The sequence below is a fragment of the Micromonospora endolithica genome (assembly GCF_003626595.1).
Lineage (GTDB): Bacteria > Actinomycetota > Actinomycetes > Mycobacteriales > Micromonosporaceae > Micromonospora > Micromonospora endolithica.
Window position 1 is genome coordinate 120,966 of record NZ_RBAK01000011.1, and the last position, 23,668, is coordinate 144,633.

The following is a 23,668-nucleotide window of genomic DNA, read 5'->3' on the forward strand; positions in this document are numbered from 1 at the left end:
GTGGGCGACCGGCGGGCACGGCGTCGCGCACCGGGCCGGCGGATGACCCGTGGGGGTACGGTCAGCCGGCCCGGTGCCGGCGGCGCATTCCCTCGGCCAGCGGCGCCGCGTCCAGGTCCCCGGCGGCCACGCGCTTTTCGACGGTACGCCGGACCAGCCGGTCGGCCAGCCCCGGCGCGTGCCGGGCCAGGGCCATCTCCAGCCGGCCCCGCCCGGTGGTGGCGACGTCCCGGGGTGCCCGGCGGGCGGTCGCGGCGCGCAGGATCGCCGCCACCACGCCCTCGACCGGCTCGAAGCGGGACACCCCGCCCAGGGACAGTCCCGCCTCGGCGGTGCTGTCGTGGATCGGGGAGGCGACCATGCTCGGGTAGACCACGCTCACCCCGACGTGGGTGCCCACCTCGTGGCGCAGCGCGTCGGCGTACGCGACCAGGGCGCGCTTGCTCACCCCGTACGCGGCGGCCAGGGGCAGTGGCAGCAGGGCCATCCGGCTGGCCACGAAGATCACCCGTCCGCGGGCGGCCTCCAGGGCGGGCAGCGCGGCGGCGGTGGTCCGCCAGGCGGCGAGCAGGTTCACCTCCAGTTGCCGGTGGACCGCCTCGTCGGGTGCCCGCTCGGCGGGGGCCGGGCCGCCCACGCCGGCGTTGTTGACCAGCAGGTCCAGCCCGCCGAGGCGGTCGACGGCGGCGGCGACGGCGGGTGGCACGGCGGCCGGGTCGGTCAGGTCGCACCCGAGCACCGGCACCCCGGCCGCGGTGCCGGGGCGCAGGTCGAGGCCGACGACGTCCGCCCCGGCGTCGCGCAGGGCGGCGCACAGCTGCCGGCCGAAGGTCCCCCGGGCGCCGGTGACCACGACCCGGCGGCCGTGCAGCGCGTTCATCGGTCACCCCCGTCGGCGCGGGTCGCGCTGCCGGCGCGCTGGGCGCGGCGGGCGCCCACGGTCAACTCGCGGCGCAGCTGGGCCAGGTAGGTGTCGAAGTCCACCCGCATCGCCGGGCGGCGCTGTCCCCAGCGGGCGGTGGCGGCGCGCAGTTCGGCGCGGATGTCGGCGTGCTGGCGCTGCCGGTCGGGCAGGGCGTACCGGCCGGCGCGGTGCGCGGCGACCAGTTTGGCCTGCGCCTCAACCAGGGGGAACGCCGCGCCGGTGGACTGCATCAGCCCGACGAACGCCAGTCCGGGGGCGTCGGGGTGGAAGATGTGCCGGTACAGCGGCAGTCCCTCCGCGCCGTCGGCGAGCAGCGCCGGGTCGAGGAAGGGCAGCTCCACCCGGTAGCCGGTGCACCAGACGACCAGGTCGACGGTGTCGGCGCGGCCGTCGGTGAAGGTGACCCGGTCGCCGTCGAAGCCGGCGACGCCGGGCCGCACCTCGATCTCGCCGTGCGCCAGGCGGGACAGCAGCCCGTCGGACAGGGTGGGGTGGTCCTGGAGGAACCCGTGCGCCGGGGCGGGCAGGCCGTGCCGGGCGGGCGCGCCGACGGTGGCGGTGAGCAGGGTCTGGCTGATCCGTTGCCGCATACGCCAGGGCAGCCGGCGGGCCAGGGCGCCGTTGAGGGTGTCCGACGGCCGGCCGAGCAGGTGCTTGGGCACCACCCAGACGCCGCGACGCAGCGACAGCAGGGTCCGCTCGGCGGCGTACGAGGCGTCCACGGCGATGTCCATCGCGGAGTTGCCGCCGCCGACGACCAGCACCCGCCGGCCGGCGAGCTGTTCCGGGCCCCGGTAGGCGTGGCTGTGTATCTGCCGCACCGTGCCGGAGCCGGTGGGCTCGGGCTGCGGCGGCTTGGGCACCCGGTTGTGGCCGTTGGCGACCACCACCGCGTCGACGGTGACCCGGACCGGTCCGTCCGGGCCGTCGGCGTGCACCGTCCACCGGTCGCCGGGTTCGGGCACCACCCGGTCGACGGTGTGCCGCAGCCGGATCGCGGCGTGCAGGCCGAACCGGTCGGCGTACGAGGTGAGCCAGCCGGCGATCCGGGCGTGGTCGGGGTAGTCCGGCCAGTCCACCGGCATCGGGTGGTCGGCGAACTCGGTGCGGGTGCGGCTGGTGTTCAGGTGCAGGGTCCGGTAGGCCGGCGAGCCGGTGGCGCCGTAGACCCAGAGCCCACCGACCTGGTCACCGGCCTCGAAGCAGACGGCGGGCACACCGGCGTCGGCGAGGGCCTTGAGGGTGGCCAGGCCGGCCGCGCCCGCGCCGATCACCGCCACCGAGGGCTGCGGGTCCACGGCCGGCTCCTTCCGATTAATCCAACGACTGTCGGATAATGGCCTCCTCGGTGCGGCGCGTCAAGGGCCGGCCGGACCCGCCGGTCCGTACAGCCCGTCGAGGAAGCGGTGCACGAACACCCGGAACTCGCGGCGCTGCCGCGCCGGGGACTCCCCGCCGGCGGCGAGGGCCACCACGTGCCCGTGCACCGCCCAGACCAGGGCCCGCACCGTCACGAGCGGGGTCGGCTCCACCAGCGCGCCGCTGGCCGCCGCGGCGTCGAGCAGTTCGGCGACCAGCCGGTACAGCGGCGCGGCGTACCGCTGGTCCAGCTCGGCGTGCCGCTGCGGCTCCAGCCAGCGGCGCAGCCACAGCGCGGTGGTCTCCGGCCGGTCCTCCAGGAAGTCCACGAACACGTCGACGAGGTCGTGCAGGGCGCGCAGCGCCGCCGGCGGTCCCTGGGCCAGGGCGGCGCGGGCGTGCTCGGCGGCGGCGGTGAGCACGTCCCGCTCGGCCTCGAACACCCGCGCGAAGCAGGCGTCGTAGAGCTGCGCCTTCGTACCCGTGTGGTGGGCGACCGTCGCGACGTCGACCCCGGCGGCGGCGGCGACCTCCCGCAGCCCGACGGCGTCGAAACCCCGCTGGGCGAACAGCGCGGCGGCCGCGGTGAGCACCACCTCCCGGGTGGGTCGGGTCTCGTCGCGGCGGGGCCGACCCGGGCGGCGGCGGGGCATGGTCATGGCCGCCATTCTGCCCCTACAATCCAGCATCCGTTGGATTGGCGGGCGGTACGCCCGGAGAGGACGCGGCCATGAGCGGGCTCGACCAGCAGCCGGCCGGTACCGGCGTCACCGCCCTGCCCCGGGGGCCGTTGCTCGGCTTCGCCACCGGGTCGGTCGGCATGGGCGTCTGGGTGACCGTGCCCGGACTCCTGCTGCTGTACTTCCTCACCGACGTGCTGGCCGTCGCGCCGTGGCTGGCCGGCCTGGCACTGCTGCTGCCGAAGATCGCCGACGTGGTGCTGCACCCGTGGATCGGGCACCGCTGCGACGTCGAGCTGGCCCGCCGGGGTGACCGGCGGCGGCTGCTGCTGGTCGGCTGCGCGCTGCCGCTGGCGTTCGCGGCGCTGTTCGCGGTGCCCGGCGGCCTGACCGGCGCGCCGGCCGCGGCCTGGGTGGCGGTGGCGTTCGTCGCCGGCAACCTGCTCTTCGCCGCCTACCAGGTGCCCTACCTGGCGACCCCGGCGGACCTGCGGATCGGCTACCACGAGCGGACCCGGCTGATGGCCTTCCGGATGGTGGTGCTGACCCTGGGCATCCTCGTCTCCGGCCTGCTGGCGCCGCTGATCGCCGGCGGGGACTCCGCCACCCGCGCCGGCTACCAGCGGATGGGCGTGCTGCTGGCGGTCGGGATGCTGGTGACCATGCTGGTCGGCGTGACCGGGATCGCCCGGCTGCGCCGGGCCGCCGCCGGGCCGGACGGGCACGCGGCGGGCTGGCGGGCGCTGCTGCAAGCCCTGCGGGACCGGCAGTTCCGCTGGCTGGTCGGCGCGTACCTGGCCATGTCCACCACCACCCACCTGGTGCTCGCCGGGGTGCCCTACTACGCCGAGTACGAGCTGGGCCGTCCCGGCCTGACCACGGTGCTGGTGGCGGCGTTCGTCGCCCCGGCGCTGCTGGTCACCCCGGGGTGGCTGGCGGTGGCCCGCCGGGTCGGCAAGCAGCGGGCCCTGCTGGCCGCCCAGGGCGCCTTCGCCGCCGGGTCCCTGGTGCTGGCGGTGGGCCGCCCGGCCGGACTGCCGGTGCTGGTCGCCGCGGTGGCGGTGCTGGGGGTCGCGTTCGCCGGGATGCAGCTGCTGCCCTTCTCGATGGTCCCGGACGTGATCCGCGCCGGTGGTGGCGCCGCCGGCACCTACACCGGGGTGTGGACCGCCACCGAGGCCACCGGCGCGGCGCTGGGCCCCTGGGCGTACGCGCTGTGCCTGGCCGCCGGCGGTTTCGTCGCCTCCGCCGCCGGCGAGACCGTGGTGCAGCCCGACGCCGCGCTGGACGCGATCCGCTGGGGATTCGGGCTGCTGCCAGCCGCGGCGATGCTCGCGGCGCTGCTGCTGCAACGCCGCTACACCCTCGACGGCGCCGCCCGCGCCGACGCCTGAGCCGCCCGGCACTACACTTCGCCCTCGATGGACGCCCCGGCCACCGACCCCGAGACCCGCCCCTGCGCCCACTGCGGGCGCGACGTGCCGCAGCGCGCCGGCGCCGGCCGCCCGTTCCGGTACTGCCGGGACAACGACGGCGCCTGCCAGCGCGCGTCGCGCAACAACCGGATGCGGCACCGCAACGCCCCCGGCCTGACCGGTCAGGTCGCCCGCACCTGGGAGGCGGTGGACCGGCTCGACCAGATCGTGGCGACCCTCAGCGAGGCGCTGCACGCCGAGCTGTCCCCGGTCGGGGTGGAACGGCAGGTGGCGCAGGCCCGCGCCGAGGCGGCCACCCAGGTGGCGGCGGCGCAGGCCGAACGCGACGACGTCCGCCGGGACGCCGAGGACGCCACCGCCGCGGCCGTGCGGGCCCGGGAGGAGGCCCGGGTCGCGGTGGCCGACGCCGAGGCCGCCCGCGAGCAGGCCCGCCACGCCACCGCGGAGACCACCGCCGCCACCGAGCGGGCGCAGCAGGCGGAGACGGCCCGCGAGCAGGCCCGGCACGCCGCCGGCGCCGCCGAGGCGTTGCGGGTGCAGGCCGAACGGGACCGCGACGCGGCCCGCGACGAGCTGCGTACCCTGCGGGTCGAGGTGGAGGCCGAGCGGCGCCGCGCCGCCGAGGCCAACGCCGAGCGGGACGCGGCCCGCGCCGACGCCGAACGCGCCGCCACCGAGGCGCTGGACCGCGCCGACCGTGCGCGCGGCGAGGCCGACCGGGCCAGGACGGAGGCGGATCGCTGGCGGGTGACCGCCGAGCAGGCGCACGCGCGGGCCGAGCGGGCGGCGGCGGAGGCCGTCGAGGCGCAACGGGCGAGCCGGCAGGCCGACGCCGCCCGCGAGCAGGCGTCGGTGGCGGCGGAACGGGCCCGCGCGGACCTGGCTGACCTGGCCGGCCGGCACGACGCGTCGCGAGAGGACCTGACCGCCGCGCGGGCCGCCACGAGCGCCGCCGAGGGCAGGCTGGCGGAGCTCACGGTACGGCTGCACGCCGCCGAGTCCGACCGGGACGAGGCTCGGCAGCAGGTGACCCGGCTGGCCAAGCAGGTCAGTGACCTCGCCGCCGCGCTGGCCGGCCTGGCCCCCGGCCGCCCGACGCCCTGACCCACCCGCCAGGTGCGGTCGAGCGGGTCAGGCGTCGACGTAACCGGGCCAGCCGACCGGATCGGCCCGCAGTTCGGCAAGCAGTTCCGGACGCCGTTGCGCCAACCGCTGGACGTGCTGCTCGCGCAGCCACCGGACCATCCATTCGGCGGTGGCGGTGGCCGGGCCACCGTGCCGCCATCCGACCACCAGCCGGACTCGGAGGTCCTCGGCGAGCCGTACGGTGCGCAGCGCACCGGCGGGAACCAGCGTCGCGCTGGTGAGAGCCACCGCTTCCCCCGCCTCCAGGATGTGCCGGCCGCTGGGTCCGTTGAGGGCGGTGAACCGGACCCGGGGCACGAAGCCCGCGGCACGGCATACGGCCAGCACCGACCGGTGGTTCCGGGTGCCGGCCGGCCCGGTCAGCCAGTCGTGGCCGGCCAGATCGCGCAGCTCGACGGTCTCCCGGTCGCTGACCGCTGTCCGGGGCAGGAGCACGTACGCCGGTTCCTCGAACGCCACGGCCGTGGTCCATCCGGGCGGTGTGGTGAGGCTGGCCAGGGGTAGGTCGGCGTAGACGCAGATGTCGGCGTTGCGCATGTCGGGGGTCCAGTCCGGGCCGGGCACGCTCACGATGTGCTGCTGCACGTCGACCAGCGCCTCGTCACGGAGCGCGTCGAGAAGTCCGGTGAATCCGAACTCGCAGGCCACCTCCAGGTCGCAGGGTACGCCCGGGTCGTCCTCGGGCATTCCCGTCGCCGCCAACCGGGACAGCGACTTCTCCAGTAGCCGCAGGTGGGGCAGCAACCGGTCGAGCGCGGGTGTGGCGGACACCCCGCCGGGGGCGCGCTGGAACAGCACGTTTCCCCAGCGTCGTTCGATCCGGCTCAGCTGGGCGCTCAACGAAGGCTGGGGCAACCCGAGCTGCCGGGCGGCCCCGCTGATCGAGCCGCTGGCCAGGATCGCGGTCACCACCCGTACGTGCCGTACCGGCAGGACCTCGACGCCGAGGACGGCGGTGACCGCCGCGCACGCCGAAGCCGCCTCGCCGATCGCGCCGAGGGCGGCCCGGCCCCCGTCGGTGAGGTGGTAGCCGCTGCCCGCCCGGCGCAGCCACGGCGTGGCGCCGGAGGTGGCGAGCCGGCGCAGTCGTTTGCGGACGGCGGTTTCGCCGAGCCCGAGCCGGCTGGCGAGGGCCGACTGGTCAGCTCCGTCGGCAACCCCGAGCACCAACCGCAGATCCACCGAGTCCACGCCCCGAATGGTATGGCAGCCGCGCCGGTTGGTAGTGCCGGCGATCGACTAACCCTGATGGAATTCTTCCGACCGGACGATCGCGCAGCTCAACCCGCCGTTGCGCGCCGGTCGTCGTACGGCCTCGTCCGGCGCGACGGGGGCTCTGCTACTTCTACGCCGGGCGGCCGTCGAACCGGACGCCCGGCGAGGGCCCGCACTCCCGGATCGGCACGCGGGACTTCACCCACGGCGACCCGGTCACCGCCACCGCCCCGGTCGCCGGCGGCCTCGTGGACCGCCTGCTGGGATACGGGGCAGCACTCCGGGCCGGGGCGGGGTGATGATGGGGCGATGGGGAAGACACACGAACGCATCGACGGCCGGCTGCGCACCTTCATCGAGGAGCAGCCCCTGTTCTTCACCGCGACCGCTCCGCTGTCCGGTGACGGCACCATCAACCTGTCGCCCAAGGGCCTGCGCGGTTCGTGGGCGGTGCTGGACGGGCACACCGTGGCCTACCTGGACTTCGCCGGCTCCAACGCCGAGACCGTCGCCCACCTGCGGGAGAACGGCCGGATCACGCTGATGTGGTGCGCGTTCACCGGCCCGCCGAACATCGTGCGGGTGCACGGGCGGGGCGAGCCGGTGTTCCGCGACGACCCGCGCTTCACCACGCTGGCCGCCCACTTCCCGGACATCGACACCAGCCAGCACGGCCTGCGGGCGATCATCGTGGTGCGCGCCGAGCTGATCCGGGACACCTGCGGCTACGCGGTGCCGTTCATGACCTACGACGCCGACCGGGACCTGCACGCCAAGCGGTTCGCCCGGGAGGACGACGCGTCGCTGGACCGCTACTTCGCCGGCAAGGACCACGTCGCCACCAGCATCGACGGCCTCCCCGGCCTGCCGCTGCCGCTGCCGCCCACCCCGGTGGCCTGACCTTCCGGCCGGCCGCGGTCAGTGGATGCCGGCCATCAGGGTCCGGATCTGCCGGGTGAACAGCACCGCCGCGCCGCCGAGCAGCACCGAGGCCAGGCCGAAGGCGAGGAAGTACACCGGCGGTGACCAGGTGTCGGCCAGGCGGGCGACCTGGCCGCCGATCGCGTCGCCGACGGCGGTGGCGAGGAACCACAGGCCCAACATCTGGCTGGCGTACTTCACCGGGGCCAGTTTGGTGGTGGCCGACAGCCCGACCGGGCTCAGTGACAGCTCACCGGCGACCTGGACGGCGTAGACGGCGACCAGCCACCACGGGGAGACCAGGTCGCCGCCGACGGCGGCCCGCGCGGCGGCGGCCATCAGCACGAACGACAGGCCGTTGAGCACCAGCCCGACGGCGAACTTCACCGGGGTGGACACCCGGTGGCCCAGCCGCACCCACAGCAGGGCGGCCAGCGGCGCCCCGATGATGATCAGGATCGGGTTGACCGACTGGAGCCAGGACGCCGGGAAGGTGAACCCGGCGACGTCACGGTCGGTGTCCTCGGCCGCGAAGACGTTCAGCACCGACCCGGCCTGGTCGTAGATCAACCAGAACGCGGCGGCGAACACGAACAACCACACGTAGGCCTTCATCCGGTTGCGTTCGGTGGGGCTCAGTTCCCGGTCCAGCAGGATCCGCGCGAAGTACACGACGGTCACCAGCACGGTGACCGCGGTGAGCAGGTTGACCACGGTGTCGACGGTGAACAGCCCGGCCAGGGCGAGGACCGCGGCCACCAGCACCACCACGGCGGTGGCCGCGCCGATGCGCCACAGCGCCCGGCGGCGGTCCGCGCCGAGCAGCGGGTCGGCCGGGCGGGCGCCGGCGTCGCCGAGCCGCCGCCCGCCCAGGACGTACTGGATCACGCCGAGGGTCATCCCGATCGCCGCCGCACCGAACCCCAGATGCCAGTTGATCTTCTCGCCGAGGAAACCGGTGACCAGCGGCGCGAGGAACGCGCCCAGGTTGATGCCCATGTAGAAGATCGAGAAGCCGGCGTCGCGGCGGGGCGAGTCCCGGTCGTAGAGGTCACCCACCATGCTGGAGATGTTCGGCTTGAGCAGGCCGGTGCCGACCACGATCAGCGCCATCCCGGCGAAGACGCTCCACCGCACCGGGATCGCCATCACGTAGTGACCGGCGGCGATGACGATCCCACCGACCAGGACGCTGCGGCGCGCGCCGATCAGCCGGTCGGCGACCCACCCGCCGGGCAGCGCCAGCAGGTACACCATCGCGTTGTAGGTGCCGTACACGGCGTTGGCGGTGGACTCCCCCAGCCCCTGGCCGTCGTCGGCCACCGACGCGGTCAGGTACAGCACCAGGATCGCCCGCATGCCGTAGAAACTGAACCGCTCCCACATCTCGGTGAGGAAGAGGGTCGCCAGGGCGGGCGGGTGCCCGAAGAAGCCCCGCCCGGCGGGTGGCCGGGCGGCGACCGGCGTCTCACTGGTCATGGCGGACCTCCGCTGTCGCTCGGGGCGGCTGACATCCCCGTTGGCGGCGGAAACACTCCACCGTTTCGACCGGGTCGGGCCGCGTGCGCGTCGGGTGCGCGGCGCGGCCGGTTACCCTTGGGTCGGCCCGACCGCGCACGCGGCGACGCCACCGGCGGGAATGGCCCGGCGGGTACGGGCCGTTGGACCAGAAGACCAGCACCACGAACGAGGGGAAGTCGATCATGGGCGAGCGTATGCTGCGCGGAAGCCGGCTGGGCGCGGTCAGCTACGAATCCGACCGCAACACGGAGCTCGCGCCGCGGCAGACCCGCGAGTACCTGTGTGCCAAGGGCCACCAGTTCGAGGTGCCGTTCGCCGTCGACGCCGAGGTCCCGACGACCTGGGAGTGCAAGTTCGACGGCAGCGTCGCGCGGCTGGTCGACGGCAACGAGCCGGAGCAGAAGAAGGCCAAGCCGCCGCGTACCCACTGGGACATGCTGCTGGAGCGTCGCTCGATCGCCGAGCTGGAGGACATCCTCGCCGAACGGCTCCAGGAGGTCCGCACCCGCCGCGGTCGCGCCTGACCCACCCGCACGACAGCGCCCCCGGCAGCCTCGGCTGCCGGGGGCGCTCGCCGTACCCGAATCCTAGTTGCGGCCCGGCTCGACGATCTCGCCCTCGATGGCCCGGCCGCCGTCGACCACCGTGGGCTCGGCCGTCGGCGGCGCCGGCGGCGGCTGCGGGTCGCCGCGACGCACCCGCACCCGGCGCGGCCCGAACAGGTCACCGGCGACCATCGACGACACCCGCCGCTCCGCGGCGCGTCGCACACCGGCGCGCGACAACCGGCGCAACGGCGGCACCAGCAGCAGCAACCCCACCAGACCGCTGAGCAGGCCCGGCGCCGCCAGCAGCAGCGCCCCGACCAGCCCCACCAGGCCGTCGGTGACCTGCGCCCCCGGTGGCTGGCCGGCCTCGGCCGCGGCCCGGAAACCCCGCCACGCCCGCATCCCCTCGCGGCGCAGCAGCACCAGGCCCAGCAGCGACGCGACGAACACCGCCAGCACCGCCGTGCCGAACCCGACCTGCCGGCCGACGGCCACGAACACCACCAGCTCCAGCACCACCGCCAGCAGCAGCGCCAGCGGTACGAATCTCAGTCCTCGGCGCATCTCACCCCATCCACCCTGCGTGGGGCCCTCGTCCGGTTGTGTCCGCTCGTGTCCGGTCCACCCGCGGCCGGTGGGGCGTCACCACCCGTCCAGCATGACACGCCCACACTCAGGGCCACCGCACCTGACCGGTGGGGGTGCCGTGCACGCCCCGGCGCACCGCCCGCCGCCGGTCCTGCACCCCCCACATGGTGATCCGCCACAACGCCTCGGCCACGATCAGCGGGCTCATCTTGCTGGTGCCCCGCTCCCGCTCGGCGAACGTGATCGGCACCTCCACCATCCGCGCCCCCGCCTGATGGGCCAGCCGGGCCAGCTCCACCTGGAACGAGTAGCCCTGGGAGCACACCGCGTCCAGGTCGACGGCGTCCAGCACCGCCAGCCGGTACACCCGGTAGCCGCCGGTCGCGTCGGACACCGGCACACCCAGCGCGAGGCGCGCGTACAGGTTGCCGGCGCGGGACAGCAGCAGCCGCCGCAGCGGCCAGTTCACCACCCGCGCCCCCTCGGTCCACCGGGACCCGATCACCACGTCGGCGTCGGCGGCGGCGGCCAGCAACGCCGGTAGTTCCTCCGGGGCGTGCGAGCCGTCGGCGTCCATCTCCACCACCGCGTCGAAGCCACGCTCGCGTGCCCACGCGAAACCGGCCAGGTAGGCCGCGCCGAGTCCCTGCTTGCCCTCGCGGTGCAGCACGTGCACCCGAGGGTCGGCGTCGGCCAGCGCGCCGGCCAGCGCGCCGGTGCCGTCGGGGCTGTTGTCGTCGGCGACGAGCACCTCCACCTGCGGGGCGGCCCGCCGTACCCGGGTGACGATCTGCCGTACGTTGTCGGCCTCGTTGTAGGTCGGGATCACCACGAGCACCCGACCTGGTCCGGGGTGTCCCGATTCGGGCGTGCGGACCTCGGTCGCTTCGGCCACTGGTCGCTTCCCCCTCCGCCGGCGCAGTCCCGCCGGCCGTCATCCGGTGTGCGGCCACCCCGGCTCGCCGGCCGCGCCACGCCGCCGGCGCAGCACCGCCGCGCCGGCCAGAGCGGCCACCGCGAGCGCGGTCAGCGCCACCTCCGGCCACAACCCGACCCGGGTGGCCAGGGTGCGCCCGTCGGCGAGCCGCATCTCGCGGACCACCACCGCGCGGGTGTTGAACCCGGTGGCGTCGCTTACCCGCCCGTCGGGGGTGACGAACCCGGACACCCCGACCGTGGAGGCCATCAGCGCCGGCCGGCCGTGCTCGACGGCCCGCAACCGCACCATCGCCAGCTGCTGCCGGGCCTCCGCCACGTCGAACGTGGCGTTGTTGGTCTGCACCACCAGCAGCTGCGCGCCGCCGGTGACGGTGTCCCGGACCACCTCGTCGTAGGCGACCTCGAAGCAGATGACGTCACCCAACACGGCCGGGCCGGTGCGCAGCACACCCGGTTCGGTGCCGGGCACGAAGTCGGCGCGGACCCGGTCGACCTCCTTGCTGACCATCCGGGCGACGTCACGCAACGGCACGTACTCGGCGAACGGCACCGGGTGCCGCTTGGTGTACAGCTGGGCGAGGTCCGGGCCGCTGCCCGGACGCCACAACAGCCCCGCGTTGCGCACCTGCCCCACACCGGGGCCGCGCAGCACCGCCCCGACCAGGATCGGCGCCCCGATCGCGTCGGCGGCCGCGGAGATCCGGGCGCCGGCCGAGGCGTCCCGCAGCGGGTCGATGTCCGAGGAGTTCTCCGGCCACACCACCAGGTCGGGGCGGCGCTGGGCACCGGCCTGCACCTGCCGGGCCAGCTCGACGGTGGCGTCGGCGTGGTTGTTGAGCACCGCCTGCCGCTGCGCGTTGAAGTCCAGCCCGAGCCGCGGCACGTTGCCCTGCACGATCGCCACCCGCACCGCCGCGCCGGGATCGGCGGCGCCGACCGGCACCAGCAGCCCGACGGCGGGCACGGCCAGGGCCGCGGCGGCCAACCCGGCCACCGGCGCCCACGGTCGCCGACCCGGCCGCCCGGCGGCGGTGGCCACACCGGCGGCGAGGAATCCCCCGGTCAGGGCGACGGCGAAGGTCACCAGCGGGGCGCCGCCCCACGCGGCCAGTCGCAGCAGCGGCGAGTCGTCCTGGCTGAACGCCAGCCGCCCCCACGGGAACCCGCCGAACGGGGTCCGGTCGCGCAACGCCTCCTGCGCCACCCACAGCAGGGCGGTCACCGCCGGCCACGCCACCCGGAACCGGTCGGCCAGCGGCGAGGCGTACGCGGCGGCGGCGCCCAGCAGCGCCAGATAACCGGCCTGCAGCAGCGACAGCAGCACCCACGGCAGGTAGCCGGTGTGCAGATTCGTCCAGCTCAGCATCGGCGCGAACAGGGCCACCCCGGTCAGGAAACCCAGGCCCGCCCCGGCCCGCGGGCGGCGGCGGTGCACCGCGACGGCCAGCGCCGCCACCCCCACCGGGGCCAGCGGCCATACCCCGTACGGGGGGAAGGCCAGCAGCAGCGCGACCCCGGCGAGCACCGCGAGGACGACGGCCACCGGCAGGGCCACCGCGGCGGCGGCGTCCTGGGACGGGGGTGCCTCGTCGGCCTGGTTGCGGCTGCTGTCCACGGTCGTCACGGGGGTGAAGGCTACCCGGCCGGCGGCGGGTCGCCGGTGGTGACCGGGCGGGGGAAGCAGCCCAGGAATCGCAGGGCGCTGCGCCGGTCGCCGCGCATCCGCAGCAGTCCGTCGCGTTCGGCGTCGTCCAGGCGCCGGTAGCCGTACACGACCTCCAGCAGGCTGCCGACGTCGTCGGTGGCCACAGTGGCGACGCACCGGTCCGTTTCGCCGCGGGTGACGGTCAGGCCGCCGCCCGGGTCGGCCACGGCGACGAACCGGTCGGCGCCGACCCGGACGGCGACCGGCGATGTCGGGCCGCCGTCAGGGCCGGGATCGTACGTGGTGCGCAGGGCGAGCATCAGGGCGTCCACGCTGAGCTGCCCGGTGGGCGGCAGCGGTTGCCGGCTACCCCACCGTCCCAGCGCCAGCAGGGTCTCCTCCAACTCCCGGCCCCGCGCGGTCAGCTCGTACACCCGGGCGCTGGCCGGGGGACCGAGGACACGCCGGGTGACCAGCCCGGCGTGCTCCAGCTCCCGCAATCGCTGCGACAGCACGTTCTGGCTGATCGCGGGCAGTCCCCGGGTGAGATCGGCGAACCGTTTCGGGCCGAGCAGCAGTTCACGGACGACCAGCAGCGCCCACCGCTCGCCGACCACGGTCAGCGCCCGGGCCACGCCGCAGAAGTCGTCGTAGGAACGCATCGGTCCAGGATAACCACGGTGCTTGCCCCGCCGTAGAGTCTGCTCCTAGAGTAGGAGTGATTAGTGCTGGAGGGGGATCACCGTGACCGTGACCGTGGCCAGCGCCCTGCCGCAGGGCGATCTACGACTGCTCGACCATCCGGTGGCGCATCAGCTGCAACACCTGGCCGCCCACCGCCGCTACGGCGGCGAGGCACAGGAGGCCGCCGTACGCGCCGAGACCGACGTGCCGGGTCTGCGGATGGCCCGCACCGGCCTGCGCCCCACCTGGGTGGGGGTGCTCGACTTCACCACCCGCTTGCCCGGCGGCGGCACCGCCGACGACTTCGCCCGCCGGGGGCAGGCATGACCTACGTGCTGATCCCCGGCGCCGGTGGCAGCGGCGCCTACTGGGACCTGCTCGTCGCCGAACTGCGCCGACGCGGCCACGACGCCGACGCGGTGGACCTGCCGGCCGCCGACGACACCGCCGCCCTGCCCGAGTACGCCGAGGTGGTCCGCTCCGCCGTCGGCGACCGCCACGGCGTGACCCTGGTCGCCCAGTCCCTCGGCGCGTTCACCGCACCCCTGGTCGCCGACGACCCCCGGGTGTCGCAGGTGGTGCTGGTCAACCCGATGATCCCCGCGCCTGGCGAGACCGCCGGCCAGTGGTGGGAGGCCACCGGCCACGCCGCCGCCCGCGCCGCGTACGCGCAAGCGCAGGGCCGCGACCCGCATCCCGACGTCGACCTGATGGTCGACTTCTTCCACGACGTCGCTCCCGACGTCACCGCCCGCGCCCTGGCCGGTGAGGCGCAACCGGAGTCGGCGGCCGTGTTCACCACACCGAACCCGCTGCGCCGCTGGCCGGACGTACCCACCCGGGTCGTCACCGGCCGCGACGACCGGTTCTTCCCGGCGCAGTTCCAACGCCGGCTGGCCCGCGAACGCCTCGACGTCGACGTCGACATCCTGCCCGGCGGGCACCTGATCGCGCTGAGCCAGCCCCGGCTGCTGGCCGACCAGATCGAGTCCTACCAGGACCGACGGGGCCGCTAAGAAAGAAATCGGGGCGCGGCTCGCGCCGCGCCCCGATGCTCCCAGGCCCTCCCCGGCCGGTGGGGCGAGAATGCGGCACGCCGACCTTCGGACCGACCCGACGAAAGACTGGCTGTCCCCGCCTGGCCGTTGTCTACTGGCCGTGCACCTCACCCTGCCCGTACACCGGTAACCGCGACCGGTTCGCGCCGCCCCGCCGACCCCCGCCCGCTGGACCTGGCCGCCGCGACGCACTGCTCGGTGTCGCTCGGCCAGCGGACGAAGGGACGAAGCGAACAACAGCCGCTTCCCGTAGTAGGACTCAAAGACGGTACGTGCTGCACCCCCGCCGCTGTCAACCCACCCCCGACGAGTCGCGCCGGTCACACCGGCGTGTCGCGCCGGCGCGCCTGGCTCACAAGGCGCCCAGCAGCGCCCGGGCCGCCTCGGGATGCTCCCCGGCGAGCAACCCCCCGGCGGCCAGGACGTAGTCGACGTCGACGACCCGGCGGGCGGCCCGGGGCAACGGCCACCCCCCGGCGTGGTCGGCCAGCACCCCGGCGAGCACACCCGCCGCGGTCCCCGCGGAGGCGTGCCGCAGCACCCCGCCGGACCCGACCAGCAGCCGCACGTCCCGCAGGTCCCGGCCGGCGCGTTCCCCGGTGCCCGCGCCCCGGGCGTGCCGGCGCAGCGCCACCGTCGCCGCCAACGCCGCCAGCCGGGCGTCCACCGCCCGCTGCGCCTCCTCGACCGGCAGGAACCCCGGGTCGGCGGCCCGGGCGTCCGCGGCGACGGCCAGCACACCCGCGTCGGCGGCGGACAGCAGCCGCTCCTGCACGGCGGCGCGCACCACCCCCGGGGCGCTCCACCGCACCCCCAGGTCACCCTCCACCGTCCGCGCCCGCCACAGGGTCCCGGCGACCTCCCGACCCGGCCCGCCGGCCCGCTCGTCCGGCGTGAGCACCGAGTACACGTCGGTGGTCGCCCCACCCACGTCCACCACGGCCAGGTCCCCGCCCAGGGTGTCGGCCAGGACCTCCACCCCGGTGAGCACCGCGTCCGGCGTCGCCGCGCGCACCAGCCGCGCGAACCGGCCACCCCGGGACAGCCGCTTACCGCCGATGACGTGCCGCAGGAACACCGCGCGGATCGCCGCCCGCGCCGACTCCGGCGCGAGCACCCCGATGCGCGGCAACACGTTGTCCGCCACCGTCACCGGCACCCCGGCGGCGGCCAGCACCGCGTGCAGGTCGTCGCGGACCTCGCCGTTGCCGGCCAGCACCACCGGCACCCGCCACCGGGCCCGCGCCAACCGGGTCGCGTTGTGCGTCAACGTCTCCGCGTCACCGCCGTCGGTGCCACCGGCCAGCAACACCACATCGGGCCGGGCCGCCCGCAACGCCGACACATCTCCCCCGCCCAACCGACCGGCCGCCACGTGCACCACGTTCGCGCCCGCCGACAGGCCGACCCGCCGCCCGGCCTGCGCGGTCACCAGCGGCTCGTACCCGATCACCGCCAGGCGCAGCCCCCCGCCGGCCGACGAACACACGTACCACGGCGCGTCACCCACCCGCAGCCCCGCGGTGGCCGCCGCGACCGCCGCGTCCAGGCCGTGCAGCACGTCACTGTCCACCGTCGTGCGCGCCGACGCCGCGCCGAACAGGCCGCCGCCGTCCAGGTCGACCACCGCGACCTTGGTGTACGTCGAACCGACATCGGCGCAGACGGCGACGTTCACGGTGCCGCCGTTCCTCGCGGCTGCGGGGCTCGCAGACCCGGCTCACTCCTCGCGCTCACGGTGCCGGCGGTACGACCACGGTGCCGGTCGCGGTGACCGCCACCAGCGGCTCGTCGAGGACCTCGGCGGCGGACTCCCCCTTGTCGGGGCGCCCCCGGCACACCACCCGCGCGGCGAAGTCGATGGTGCGGCTGCGGGTGCCCACCCGGGTCACCGTCGCGGTCACCTCCAGCACGTCACCGGCCTTCATCGGCGCCCGGAACTGCACGTCGGAGTAGGACGCGAACAACCCCTCGTCACCGTCAGTGCGGATGCACACCTCGGTGGCCACGTCACCGAACAACCCCAACGCGTACGCCCCGTCGACCAGGTTCCCCGCGTAGTGCGCATGGGAGTACGGCACGTACCGCCGGTGCGTCACCGTCAACCCCAGCCGCTCGCTCATGCTGGCACCCTCCTGTTCGTGACCAACGCGTGCACCAGGTACGACGCCACCTCACCGGGAGTGGTGCCCCGCCCGAAGATCCGGTCCACACCCAGCTCACCGGCCATGTGCTCGTCGAACCTCGGCCCGCCGACGATCAGCAGCGGACGCTTCTGCGCCGGCATCGCCTCCCGGAACGCCGCGGTCATCTCCCGGGTGTTGTGCAGGTGCGCGTCGCGCTGCGTCACCACCTGCGACACCAGCACCGCGTCGGCCCGTTGCGCCCGCGCCGCCTCCACCAACTCCGGCACACTCACCTGCGCGCCCAGGTTCGTCACCGTCAACTCCCGGTAGTACTCCAGGCCCTTCTCCCCCGCGATGCCCTTGACGTTGAGGATCGCGTCGATGCCCACGGTGTGCGCGTCGGTGCCGATACACGCCCCCACCACCGACAACTTGCGGCGCAGCCGCCGCTTCACCACCGCGTTGACCTCCTTCGCGCTCAGCAGCGGATAGTCACGCTCCACCACCCGCACCGCGGACAGGTCCACCAGATGGTTCACCCGCCCGTACACCACGAAGAACGTGAACCCGTCGCCGACCGGCTTGGCGTGCACCAGCATCGCCGGGTCGATGCCCATCTTCGCGGCCAACTGCACCGCCGCGCCCTCGGCCCGCTTGTCGTGCGGCACCGGCAGGGTGAACGACACCTGCACCATGCCGTCACCCGTGGTGTCCCCGTACGGCCGGACGATCGTCGTGTCACTCACGAGGCCCGCTCCAGGATGTCAGTGGCCGGGTTGTAGTAACCGCTCTCGTGCCGCGCCACCCCGGCCAGGCCCTTGCCCCGGTCCGCGGGCCGCTTCATGATCCCGAAGGTGCCCTCGGCGATCGCGGTCAGCAACGACTGCTCCCCGATCCGCTCCAACAGGTCCACCGCCTCACCGAGAACCCGGTTGGCGCGCTGCTGGATGAACCCACCCGGCGCCGGCACGAAGTCCTCGTGCAACCCACCGGCCGCGCCCAACACGTACCGCACGTTCTGCAGGGCGATGTCCCGGTCCGACAGCCACGGCGTCACCACCGCCTCGGTCATCATCCCCACCAGCAGAATCCCCTGCCCGGTCATCGTGCCCACCAGGTTGAAGAACCCGTCGAGCAGATTGCCCCGGAACACGTCACCGGTCATGTGCTTCGTCGGCGGCATCCACTTCAACGGCGCGTCCGGGAACAACTCCCGCGCCAGCAACGCGTGCGCCAACTCCAGCCGGAACGACTCCGGCACCTCCGGGTTGATCTCGAACGCGTGCCCCAACCCCAACTGCCAGTCCGCCAGCCCCGCCTCATGGGCGAAGAACTCGTTGAGCAACTGCGACACCGTCACCGTGTGCGCCTCGTCCACCGCGTCCGCGGTGGTCAGGTAGTTGTCCTCACCGGTGTTGATGATGATCCCCGCCCGGGCGTGCACCTGCCGGGAGAACCGCTGGTCCACGAACGTACGGACCGGGTTGATGTCGCGGAACAGAATCCCGTACATCGAGTCGTTGAGCATCATGTCCAGCCGCTCCAGACCGGCCAGCGTCGCCATCTCCGGCATGCACAACCCCGACGCGTAGTTCGTCAGCCGCACGTACCGACCCAACTCCCGCGACGTCTGGTCCAACGCCGCCCGCATCAACCGGAAGTTCTCCTGCGTCGCGTACGTCCCCGCGAAACCCTCCCGGGTCGCCCCCTCCGGCACGTAGTCCAGCAACGACTGCCCCGTCGACCGGATCACCGCGATCACGTCCGCACCGGCCCGCGCCGCCGCCTGCGCCTGCGGGATGTCCTCGTAGATGTCCCCGGTCGCCACGATCAGATAGATCCACGGCCGCGACGGCGGATCCCCGTACCGCCTCACCAGCCGCTCCCGCTCGGCCCGCCGCCGGTCCACCAGCCGGACGCCCGCGGCGACCGCCCTCCGCGCGGCCCGGCGGGCAGCGGTGCCCGCCTTCCCGACCGGCACCTCGAAGCGCACCGACCCGGCGGCGGCCTTCTGCGCCAGCAACGTCACGTCCGCCACGCCCTCCCGGGCCATCGCGTCGAACACCGGCGCCGCCACCCCGTGCCCCAGGCCAACGTCGGCGACCACCGCGTCCACGAGCCGGTTCACCCACGGAATGCCGTCCGGGTCGGCACCGGACACCCCGGCCAGCCGCAACACCGCACGCTCCACCGACACCGTGGTGTGGCTGCGCGCCAGCTCCACCACCGGCGCGCCGGCGCGCCGGGCCAACTCCCGCGCCCGCGCCACCAGCACCGGATCCAGGTCAAGCTTCCCGCTCACGCAGCACCTTCCTGATAGATGACCTCACCACGCAGCACCGTGCGCCGGCACACCGGCAACGGCGTCGGATCCTGCGGACCCCGCGCCTCCGGGTCCTCCGCCAGCAGCACCGGCAACCCCCGGTCCACCCCCGCCGGGGTGTCCCACACCGCGAACGTCGCCGGCGCCCCCAACGCCAACACACCCTCGTTGTCCAGGTGCACCGCCCGCCACCCGCCCCGGGTGTGCGCCGCGAACGCCGCCCGCACACTCATCCGCTGCTTCGGGTTGTGGTGCGCCGCCGCCGCCCGCACCGACCCCCACGGATCCAGCGGCGTCACCGGCGAATCCGACCCGAACGCCAACGCCACCCCCACCGAGTGCATCGCACCCATCGGGTTGGACTCCAACGACCGGTCCAGACCCAACCGCGACTCGTACATCCGACCCGCGCCACCCCACAACCGGTCGAACGCCGGCTGCATCGACGCCACGATCCCGTACTCCACGAACCCGGCGATCAACCGCTTACTCATGATCTCCGCGTGCTCCACCCGGTGCCGGGCCGCCCGCAACCGGTCCGTGCCCACCTCCACCGCCGCCGCCGCGAAACCCTCCAGCACCGTGCCGATCGCCGCGTCACCGATCGCGTGGAACCCGCCCTGCATCCCGTGCGCCGCACAGTCCACCAGGTGATCACGCACCTGCTCCACGCTCAGGTAACCGTGCCCGCACGACCCCCCGCCGGAATCCAGGTACGCCGACGACACATGCGCCGTCCGCGAACCCAACGCCCCGTCGGCGAACAGATCCCCACCCGCGCCCACCGCACCCAACTCCCGGGCCCGCGCCGCGCCGGACAACTCACCCCAGTACCCGTACACCTCCGGCACCTGAGCCCCGGAGACCGCCAACAAGCCGGTGAAGTCCTCCTCGTCGGAGATCTCCGGACCGCCGCACTCGTGCACCGCCGCGATCCCCAACGACGCCGCGTGCCGCAGCGCCACCCGCTGCGCCGCCGTCCGCTGCGCCCGGCTCACCGACCCCTGCGCCGCCGCCCGCACCACGTGGTGCGCGTCCCGCCGCAACCAACCCGACACGTCGTACCCCGGCGCGGCCGCCGCCTCCGGACACGCCGCCAGCAACGCCGACGACACCAACGCCGAATGGATCGACGCCTGCGACAGGTACACCCGCCGCCCACCGGCCGCCCGGTCCAACCCGACCGCGTCCGGCAACCGCCGATCCGCCCACGACGACTCGTCCCACCCGTGCCCCAGCACCACCGCGTCACCCGGCAACCCCGCCGCGAACGCCGCCACCGCGTCCACCAGCTCACCGGCCGACCGCACCCCCGACAGGTCCAGGCCCGACAACACCAGCCCGGTGTCCGTGGCGTGCACGTGCGCGTCCACGAACGCCGGCGTCACCAACGCGCCGTCCAGCTCCACCACCTGATCGGCCACCGGCGCGTCCGCATCCGCACCCAACCAGGCGATCCGACCGTCACGCACCAGCAGCGCCGTCGCGCGCGGATCCGCCGGGCAGTGCAGCACTCCGCCGCGGTACAACGTCGAGGGGTTCATCATGGCAATCAGTCTGCCGCCAGCCGGGCCTCGAAGAGGCGACGCACCCCCGGCTCGGACCGCAACAACCCCAACGCCAACTCCGCATGCCCCGGCACATACCCGTTGCCCACCAGCATCGTCACGTCCGCCGCCAGACCCTCGGCACCCAACGCCGCCGCCGCGAAACTCGTCGCCATCGAGAAGAAGATCACCGTGCCGCCGTCGGCGGTGGCCAGCACCGCCCCGTGCTCGCAGCCCGGCACATCCACACACACCACCGTCACGTCCGCCGGCGCACCCAACGCCGACGTCACCGCCGTCGACAACGCCACCGGATCCCGCGCATCGGCCAACGCCACCACATCGGCCAGCCCGACCCGCTCCAGCGCCGCACGCTCCGCCACCACCGGAACCACCCCGACCGTACGACCGGCACCCGCCCGCCGCGCCGCGGCCAACGACAACGACCCGCTCTTACCCGCACCACCGATCACCGCCACCCGCACCGGCGTCGGATCACCCTCGCGCCGTCGCCGCGCCACGTGATCGGCCACCACCCGCGTGGTCAGCGCCGGCGCCCCACACACGTCCAGCACCGCCAGGGACAACTCCGGGTGCAGATCGGCCGGCAGCACCGCCGCGATCGACCGGGCGAACAGAATCGCGTACCCGTCACACGGCACCTGCTCGCTGCGGCCGTCCCACCGGGCCAGGCCGTCCAGGATCGTCAGCGGCGTCAACGTCAGCGACACCAGCGTCGCCACCCGCTCCCCCGCCTTCACCCCGAGCGGCGACCGCCGCCCGGCCTCCTCCACCGTGCCGATCAACATCCCACCGGACCCGGTCACCGGATTCTGCATCTTGCCCCGGGCGGACACGATCTCCAGGACCTCCGCGCGCACCGCGTCCCCGTCACCGCCGTGCTTCTCCCACAACTGCCGGAAACTCGCCGCGTCCAGATTCAACCGCTCCACCCGGATCCGGACCTCGTTCGCCGCGATCTCCGGACGCGCGTCCAGCCGCCAGGCCGCCTGCGGCAGCACCCCCGCCGGTTCCACGACGCGGTGCAGACCCACCGGTGACGTCACGCCGACCTCCCCTGTCAACCGCTCGAAGCCCCGGCCAGGACTCGCATCACGGGAAAACTTACGGCAGACTAATTTCTTCACCGGATAATTTCCAGTAGCCTTCGGGCCGCTGATCAACAACACCGCACCGAGGAGGGGCCGTGACCCAGACCCGACCGCCGGAGACCATCCCCGCGGCCCGCCCCGCACCCGTCGCCGTACCCACCACCGGACAGCCCTACGAATACCGCCGCGCACCCCTGGTCGAACCCGACTGGACCCGCTTCCCCGGATGGCGCCACGTCACCCGGGACCAGTGGGAAAGCGCCCAGTGGCAACGCGTCAACTGCGTCAAGAACATCAAGCAGCTCCGCGCCGTCCTCGGCGACCTCGTCGACGACACCTTCTACGACGACCTCGCCGCCGACCAGGCCGCCCTGGCCACGATGTCCATGCTCGTGCCACCGCAGATGATCAACACGATGGTGCCGTTCGCGCCGATGACCACCGAGGCCTTCCACGCCGACCCCATCCGGCGCTACATGATCCCCGTCGCCTCCGACCGGCGCACCGACTGGCCCTCCCACCCCTACGCCAGCCGCGACTCACTCCACGAACACGACATGTGGGTCGCCGAAGGCCTCACCCACCGCTACCCCACCAAAGTCCTCGCCGAACTGCTCTCCACCTGCCCGCAGTACTGCGGCCACTGCACCCGCATGGACCTCGTCGGCAACTCCACCCCCGCCGTCGACAAACTCAAACTCACCCTCAAGCCCGTCGACCGCTACGACGCCCACATCAGCTACCTCAAGGCCCACCCCGGCGTCCGCGACGTCGTCGTCTCCGGCGGCGACGTCGCCAACGTCCCCTGGCGCAACCTCGAGACCTACCTGATGCGGCTGCTCGAACTCGAAACCGTCCGCGACATCCGGCTCGCCACCAAGGCCCTCATGGGCCTACCCCAACACTGGCTCCAGCCCGACGTCGTCGAAGGCCTCGAACGCGTCGCCCGCACCGCCGCCCGCCGCGGCGTCAACCTCGCCATCCACACCCACGTCAACCACGCCCAGTCGCTGACCCCACTGGTCGCCCGCGCCGCCCAGACCGCCCTCGACGTCGGCGTCCGCGACGTCCGCAACCAGGGCGTCCTCATGCGCGGCGTCAACGCCACCGCACCCGACCTGCTCGACCTCTGCTTCGCCCTGCAGGGCGAAGCCGGAATCCTGCCGTACTACTTCTACATGTGCGACATGATCCCCAACGCCGAACACTGGCGGGTCCCGGTCTGGCACGCCCAGCAGCTGCAGCACGACATCATGGGCTACCTGCCCGGCTACGCCACCCCGCGCATCGTCTGCGACGTGCCCTTCGTCGGCAAACGCTGGGTCCACATGCTCACCGACTACGACCGCGACCGCGGCATCTCGTACTGGACGAAGAACTACCGCACCTCCATCGAGTCCGCCGACCTGGAAACCCTCAACAAGCGCTACGCCTACTACGACCCGATCGACACCCTGCCCCCCACCGGGCAGCAGTGGTGGGCCGAACACCGCGACGACTGACCCACCCCACCGTCACCCCCGCCACCACCCGGTGCGCGGGGGTGACACCGTCTCAGCCCCGCGGCGCGTACATGATCACCGCGACCCCCACCAGGCAGATCAGCGCACCCGCCACGTCCCACCGGTCCGGCCGGAACCCGTCCACCACCACACCCCACGCCAACGACCCGGCCACGAACACACCCCCGTACGCGGCCAGGATCCGCCCGAAGTTCGGATCCGGCTGGAACGTCGCCACGAACCCGTAACAGCCCAGCGCGATCACCCCCGCCGCGACCCACCACAACCCGCGGCTCTCCCGCCAGCCCTGCCAGACCAACCACGCACCACCGATCTCGGCCAACGCGGCGAGCAGGAACAACACCAAAGAACGGACGACCGACACGCCGCGAC

23 protein-coding genes are annotated in these 23,668 nt (G+C 74.1%); 7 read left to right on the forward strand and 16 right to left on the reverse strand.

Features of this window, described 5'->3' with window-relative positions; all coding sequences use genetic code 11:
* Positions 1-61 precede the first annotated feature (61 nt).
* Genes D7223_RS24395 through D7223_RS24405 form a run of 3 tightly spaced genes read right to left on the reverse strand, consistent with a single transcriptional unit; the run spans position 62 to position 2,943 of the window.
* Complete coding sequence (locus D7223_RS24395; protein ID WP_120730768.1) at positions 62-880, reverse strand: SDR family NAD(P)-dependent oxidoreductase; 819 nt, start codon at positions 878-880, stop codon at positions 62-64.
* On the reverse strand, positions 877-2,223 hold the full coding sequence (locus D7223_RS24400) for a flavin-containing monooxygenase (protein WP_186832218.1): 1,347 nt from the start codon (positions 2,221-2,223) through the stop codon (positions 877-879). Before D7223_RS24400 ends, D7223_RS24395 begins: the two co-directional genes overlap by 4 nt.
* A 60-nt stretch (positions 2,224-2,283) precedes the next feature.
* A complete protein-coding gene (locus tag D7223_RS24405; protein ID WP_238162189.1) occupies positions 2,284-2,943 on the reverse strand; it encodes a TetR/AcrR family transcriptional regulator in 660 nt (219 codons plus the stop codon).
* Positions 2,944-3,014: 71 nt separating this feature from the next.
* On the opposite strand from D7223_RS24405, the gene D7223_RS24410 reads away from it, so the two are divergent.
* Both D7223_RS24410 and D7223_RS24415 read left to right on the forward strand, forming a co-directional pair.
* Entirely contained in the window at positions 3,015-4,358 is a 1,344-nt protein-coding gene (locus tag D7223_RS24410; RefSeq protein ID WP_120730769.1) for an MFS transporter, read from the forward strand.
* 27 nt (positions 4,359-4,385) lie between these two features.
* Complete coding sequence (locus D7223_RS24415) at positions 4,386-5,504, forward strand: coiled-coil domain-containing protein (protein WP_120730770.1); 1,119 nt, start codon at positions 4,386-4,388, stop codon at positions 5,502-5,504.
* Between the two features lie 27 nt (positions 5,505-5,531).
* On the opposite strand, the gene D7223_RS24420 is transcribed toward D7223_RS24415, so the two are convergent.
* Positions 5,532-6,737, reverse strand: a complete 1,206-nt coding sequence (locus D7223_RS24420; RefSeq protein WP_147252519.1) for a LysR family transcriptional regulator — start codon at positions 6,735-6,737, stop codon at positions 5,532-5,534.
* A 333-nt stretch (positions 6,738-7,070) separates the two neighbouring features.
* Between D7223_RS24420 and D7223_RS24425 the strand changes: the two genes are divergently transcribed.
* Positions 7,071-7,661 carry a pyridoxamine 5'-phosphate oxidase family protein gene (locus D7223_RS24425; RefSeq protein ID WP_120730772.1) on the forward strand — a complete coding sequence of 197 codons (591 nt, stop codon included), beginning with the start codon at positions 7,071-7,073 and terminating at the stop codon, positions 7,659-7,661.
* An 18-nt stretch (positions 7,662-7,679) separates the two neighbouring features.
* Here the strand turns inward: D7223_RS24425 and D7223_RS24430 are convergent, their stop codons facing one another.
* Positions 7,680-9,161 (reverse strand): peptide MFS transporter, encoded by a 1,482-nt coding sequence (locus D7223_RS24430; protein WP_120730773.1) that lies wholly within the window; start codon positions 9,159-9,161, stop codon positions 7,680-7,682.
* Positions 9,162-9,385: 224 nt separating this feature from the next.
* Between D7223_RS24430 and D7223_RS24435 the strand changes: the two genes are divergently transcribed.
* Entirely contained in the window at positions 9,386-9,727 is a 342-nt protein-coding gene (locus D7223_RS24435) for an RNA polymerase-binding protein RbpA (protein WP_007460094.1), read from the forward strand.
* 63 nt (positions 9,728-9,790) lie between these two features.
* On the opposite strand, the gene D7223_RS24440 is transcribed toward D7223_RS24435, so the two are convergent.
* The 4 genes from D7223_RS24440 to D7223_RS24455 all read right to left on the reverse strand — a co-directional run bounded on the left by D7223_RS24440 (position 9,791) and on the right by D7223_RS24455 (position 13,585).
* Positions 9,791-10,315, reverse strand: coding sequence for an FxsA family protein (locus D7223_RS24440; protein WP_120730774.1), 525 nt, complete (start codon positions 10,313-10,315; stop codon positions 9,791-9,793).
* A 109-nt stretch (positions 10,316-10,424) separates the two neighbouring features.
* Positions 10,425-11,234: a polyprenol monophosphomannose synthase gene (locus tag D7223_RS24445; RefSeq protein WP_120730775.1), complete on the reverse strand. Its 810-nt coding sequence runs from the start codon at positions 11,232-11,234 to the stop codon at positions 10,425-10,427.
* Positions 11,235-11,273: 39 nt separating this feature from the next.
* Positions 11,274-12,833, reverse strand: coding sequence for an apolipoprotein N-acyltransferase (gene lnt, locus D7223_RS24450; protein WP_420330345.1), 1,560 nt, complete (start codon positions 12,831-12,833; stop codon positions 11,274-11,276).
* Positions 12,834-12,913: 80 nt separating this feature from the next.
* On the reverse strand, positions 12,914-13,585 hold the full coding sequence (locus tag D7223_RS24455) for a winged helix-turn-helix transcriptional regulator (protein WP_186832219.1): 672 nt from the start codon (positions 13,583-13,585) through the stop codon (positions 12,914-12,916).
* Between the two features lie 82 nt (positions 13,586-13,667).
* Here D7223_RS24455 and D7223_RS24460 point away from each other — a divergent pair, with 82 nt between their 5' ends.
* Positions 13,668-13,934 (forward strand): hypothetical protein, encoded by a 267-nt coding sequence (locus D7223_RS24460; protein ID WP_120730777.1) that lies wholly within the window; start codon positions 13,668-13,670, stop codon positions 13,932-13,934.
* On the forward strand, positions 13,931-14,623 hold the full coding sequence (locus D7223_RS24465; RefSeq protein WP_120730778.1) for an alpha/beta fold hydrolase: 693 nt from the start codon (positions 13,931-13,933) through the stop codon (positions 14,621-14,623). Before D7223_RS24460 ends, D7223_RS24465 begins: the two co-directional genes overlap by 4 nt.
* A 394-nt stretch (positions 14,624-15,017) precedes the next feature.
* On the opposite strand, the gene D7223_RS24470 is transcribed toward D7223_RS24465, so the two are convergent.
* From D7223_RS24470 to kdd, 6 genes are read right to left on the reverse strand one after another with little or no spacing between them, the layout of a single operon-like run.
* A complete protein-coding gene (locus D7223_RS24470) occupies positions 15,018-16,343 on the reverse strand; it encodes a glutamate mutase L (protein ID WP_120730779.1) in 1,326 nt (441 codons plus the stop codon).
* Between the two features lie 55 nt (positions 16,344-16,398).
* Entirely contained in the window at positions 16,399-16,788 is a 390-nt protein-coding gene (gene kal / locus D7223_RS24475) for a 3-aminobutyryl-CoA ammonia lyase (protein WP_120730780.1), read from the reverse strand.
* Positions 16,785-17,537: a lysine 5,6-aminomutase subunit beta gene (kamE, locus tag D7223_RS24480; protein WP_120730781.1), complete on the reverse strand. Its 753-nt coding sequence runs from the start codon at positions 17,535-17,537 to the stop codon at positions 16,785-16,787. The genes kal and kamE overlap by 4 nt, the downstream gene beginning before the upstream one ends.
* Positions 17,534-19,093: a lysine 5,6-aminomutase subunit alpha gene (kamD, locus tag D7223_RS24485; protein WP_120730782.1), complete on the reverse strand. Its 1,560-nt coding sequence runs from the start codon at positions 19,091-19,093 to the stop codon at positions 17,534-17,536. Before kamD ends, kamE begins: the two co-directional genes overlap by 4 nt.
* Entirely contained in the window at positions 19,090-20,661 is a 1,572-nt protein-coding gene (locus D7223_RS24490) for an amidohydrolase (RefSeq protein ID WP_120730783.1), read from the reverse strand. The genes kamD and D7223_RS24490 overlap by 4 nt, the downstream gene beginning before the upstream one ends.
* A 5-nt stretch (positions 20,662-20,666) precedes the next feature.
* A complete protein-coding gene (gene kdd / locus D7223_RS24495) occupies positions 20,667-21,728 on the reverse strand; it encodes an L-erythro-3,5-diaminohexanoate dehydrogenase (protein WP_120730784.1) in 1,062 nt (353 codons plus the stop codon).
* 140 nt (positions 21,729-21,868) lie between these two features.
* Between kdd and D7223_RS24500 the strand changes: the two genes are divergently transcribed.
* The gene (locus D7223_RS24500) at positions 21,869-23,275 is read left to right on the forward strand and encodes a KamA family radical SAM protein (protein WP_120730785.1); all 1,407 of its coding nucleotides are present in this window, start codon (positions 21,869-21,871) and stop codon (positions 23,273-23,275) included.
* Between the two features lie 52 nt (positions 23,276-23,327).
* Here the strand turns inward: D7223_RS24500 and D7223_RS24505 are convergent, their stop codons facing one another.
* Positions 23,328-23,660: a YnfA family protein gene (locus D7223_RS24505; RefSeq protein WP_120730786.1), complete on the reverse strand. Its 333-nt coding sequence runs from the start codon at positions 23,658-23,660 to the stop codon at positions 23,328-23,330.
* Positions 23,661-23,668: the final 8 nt, after the last annotated feature.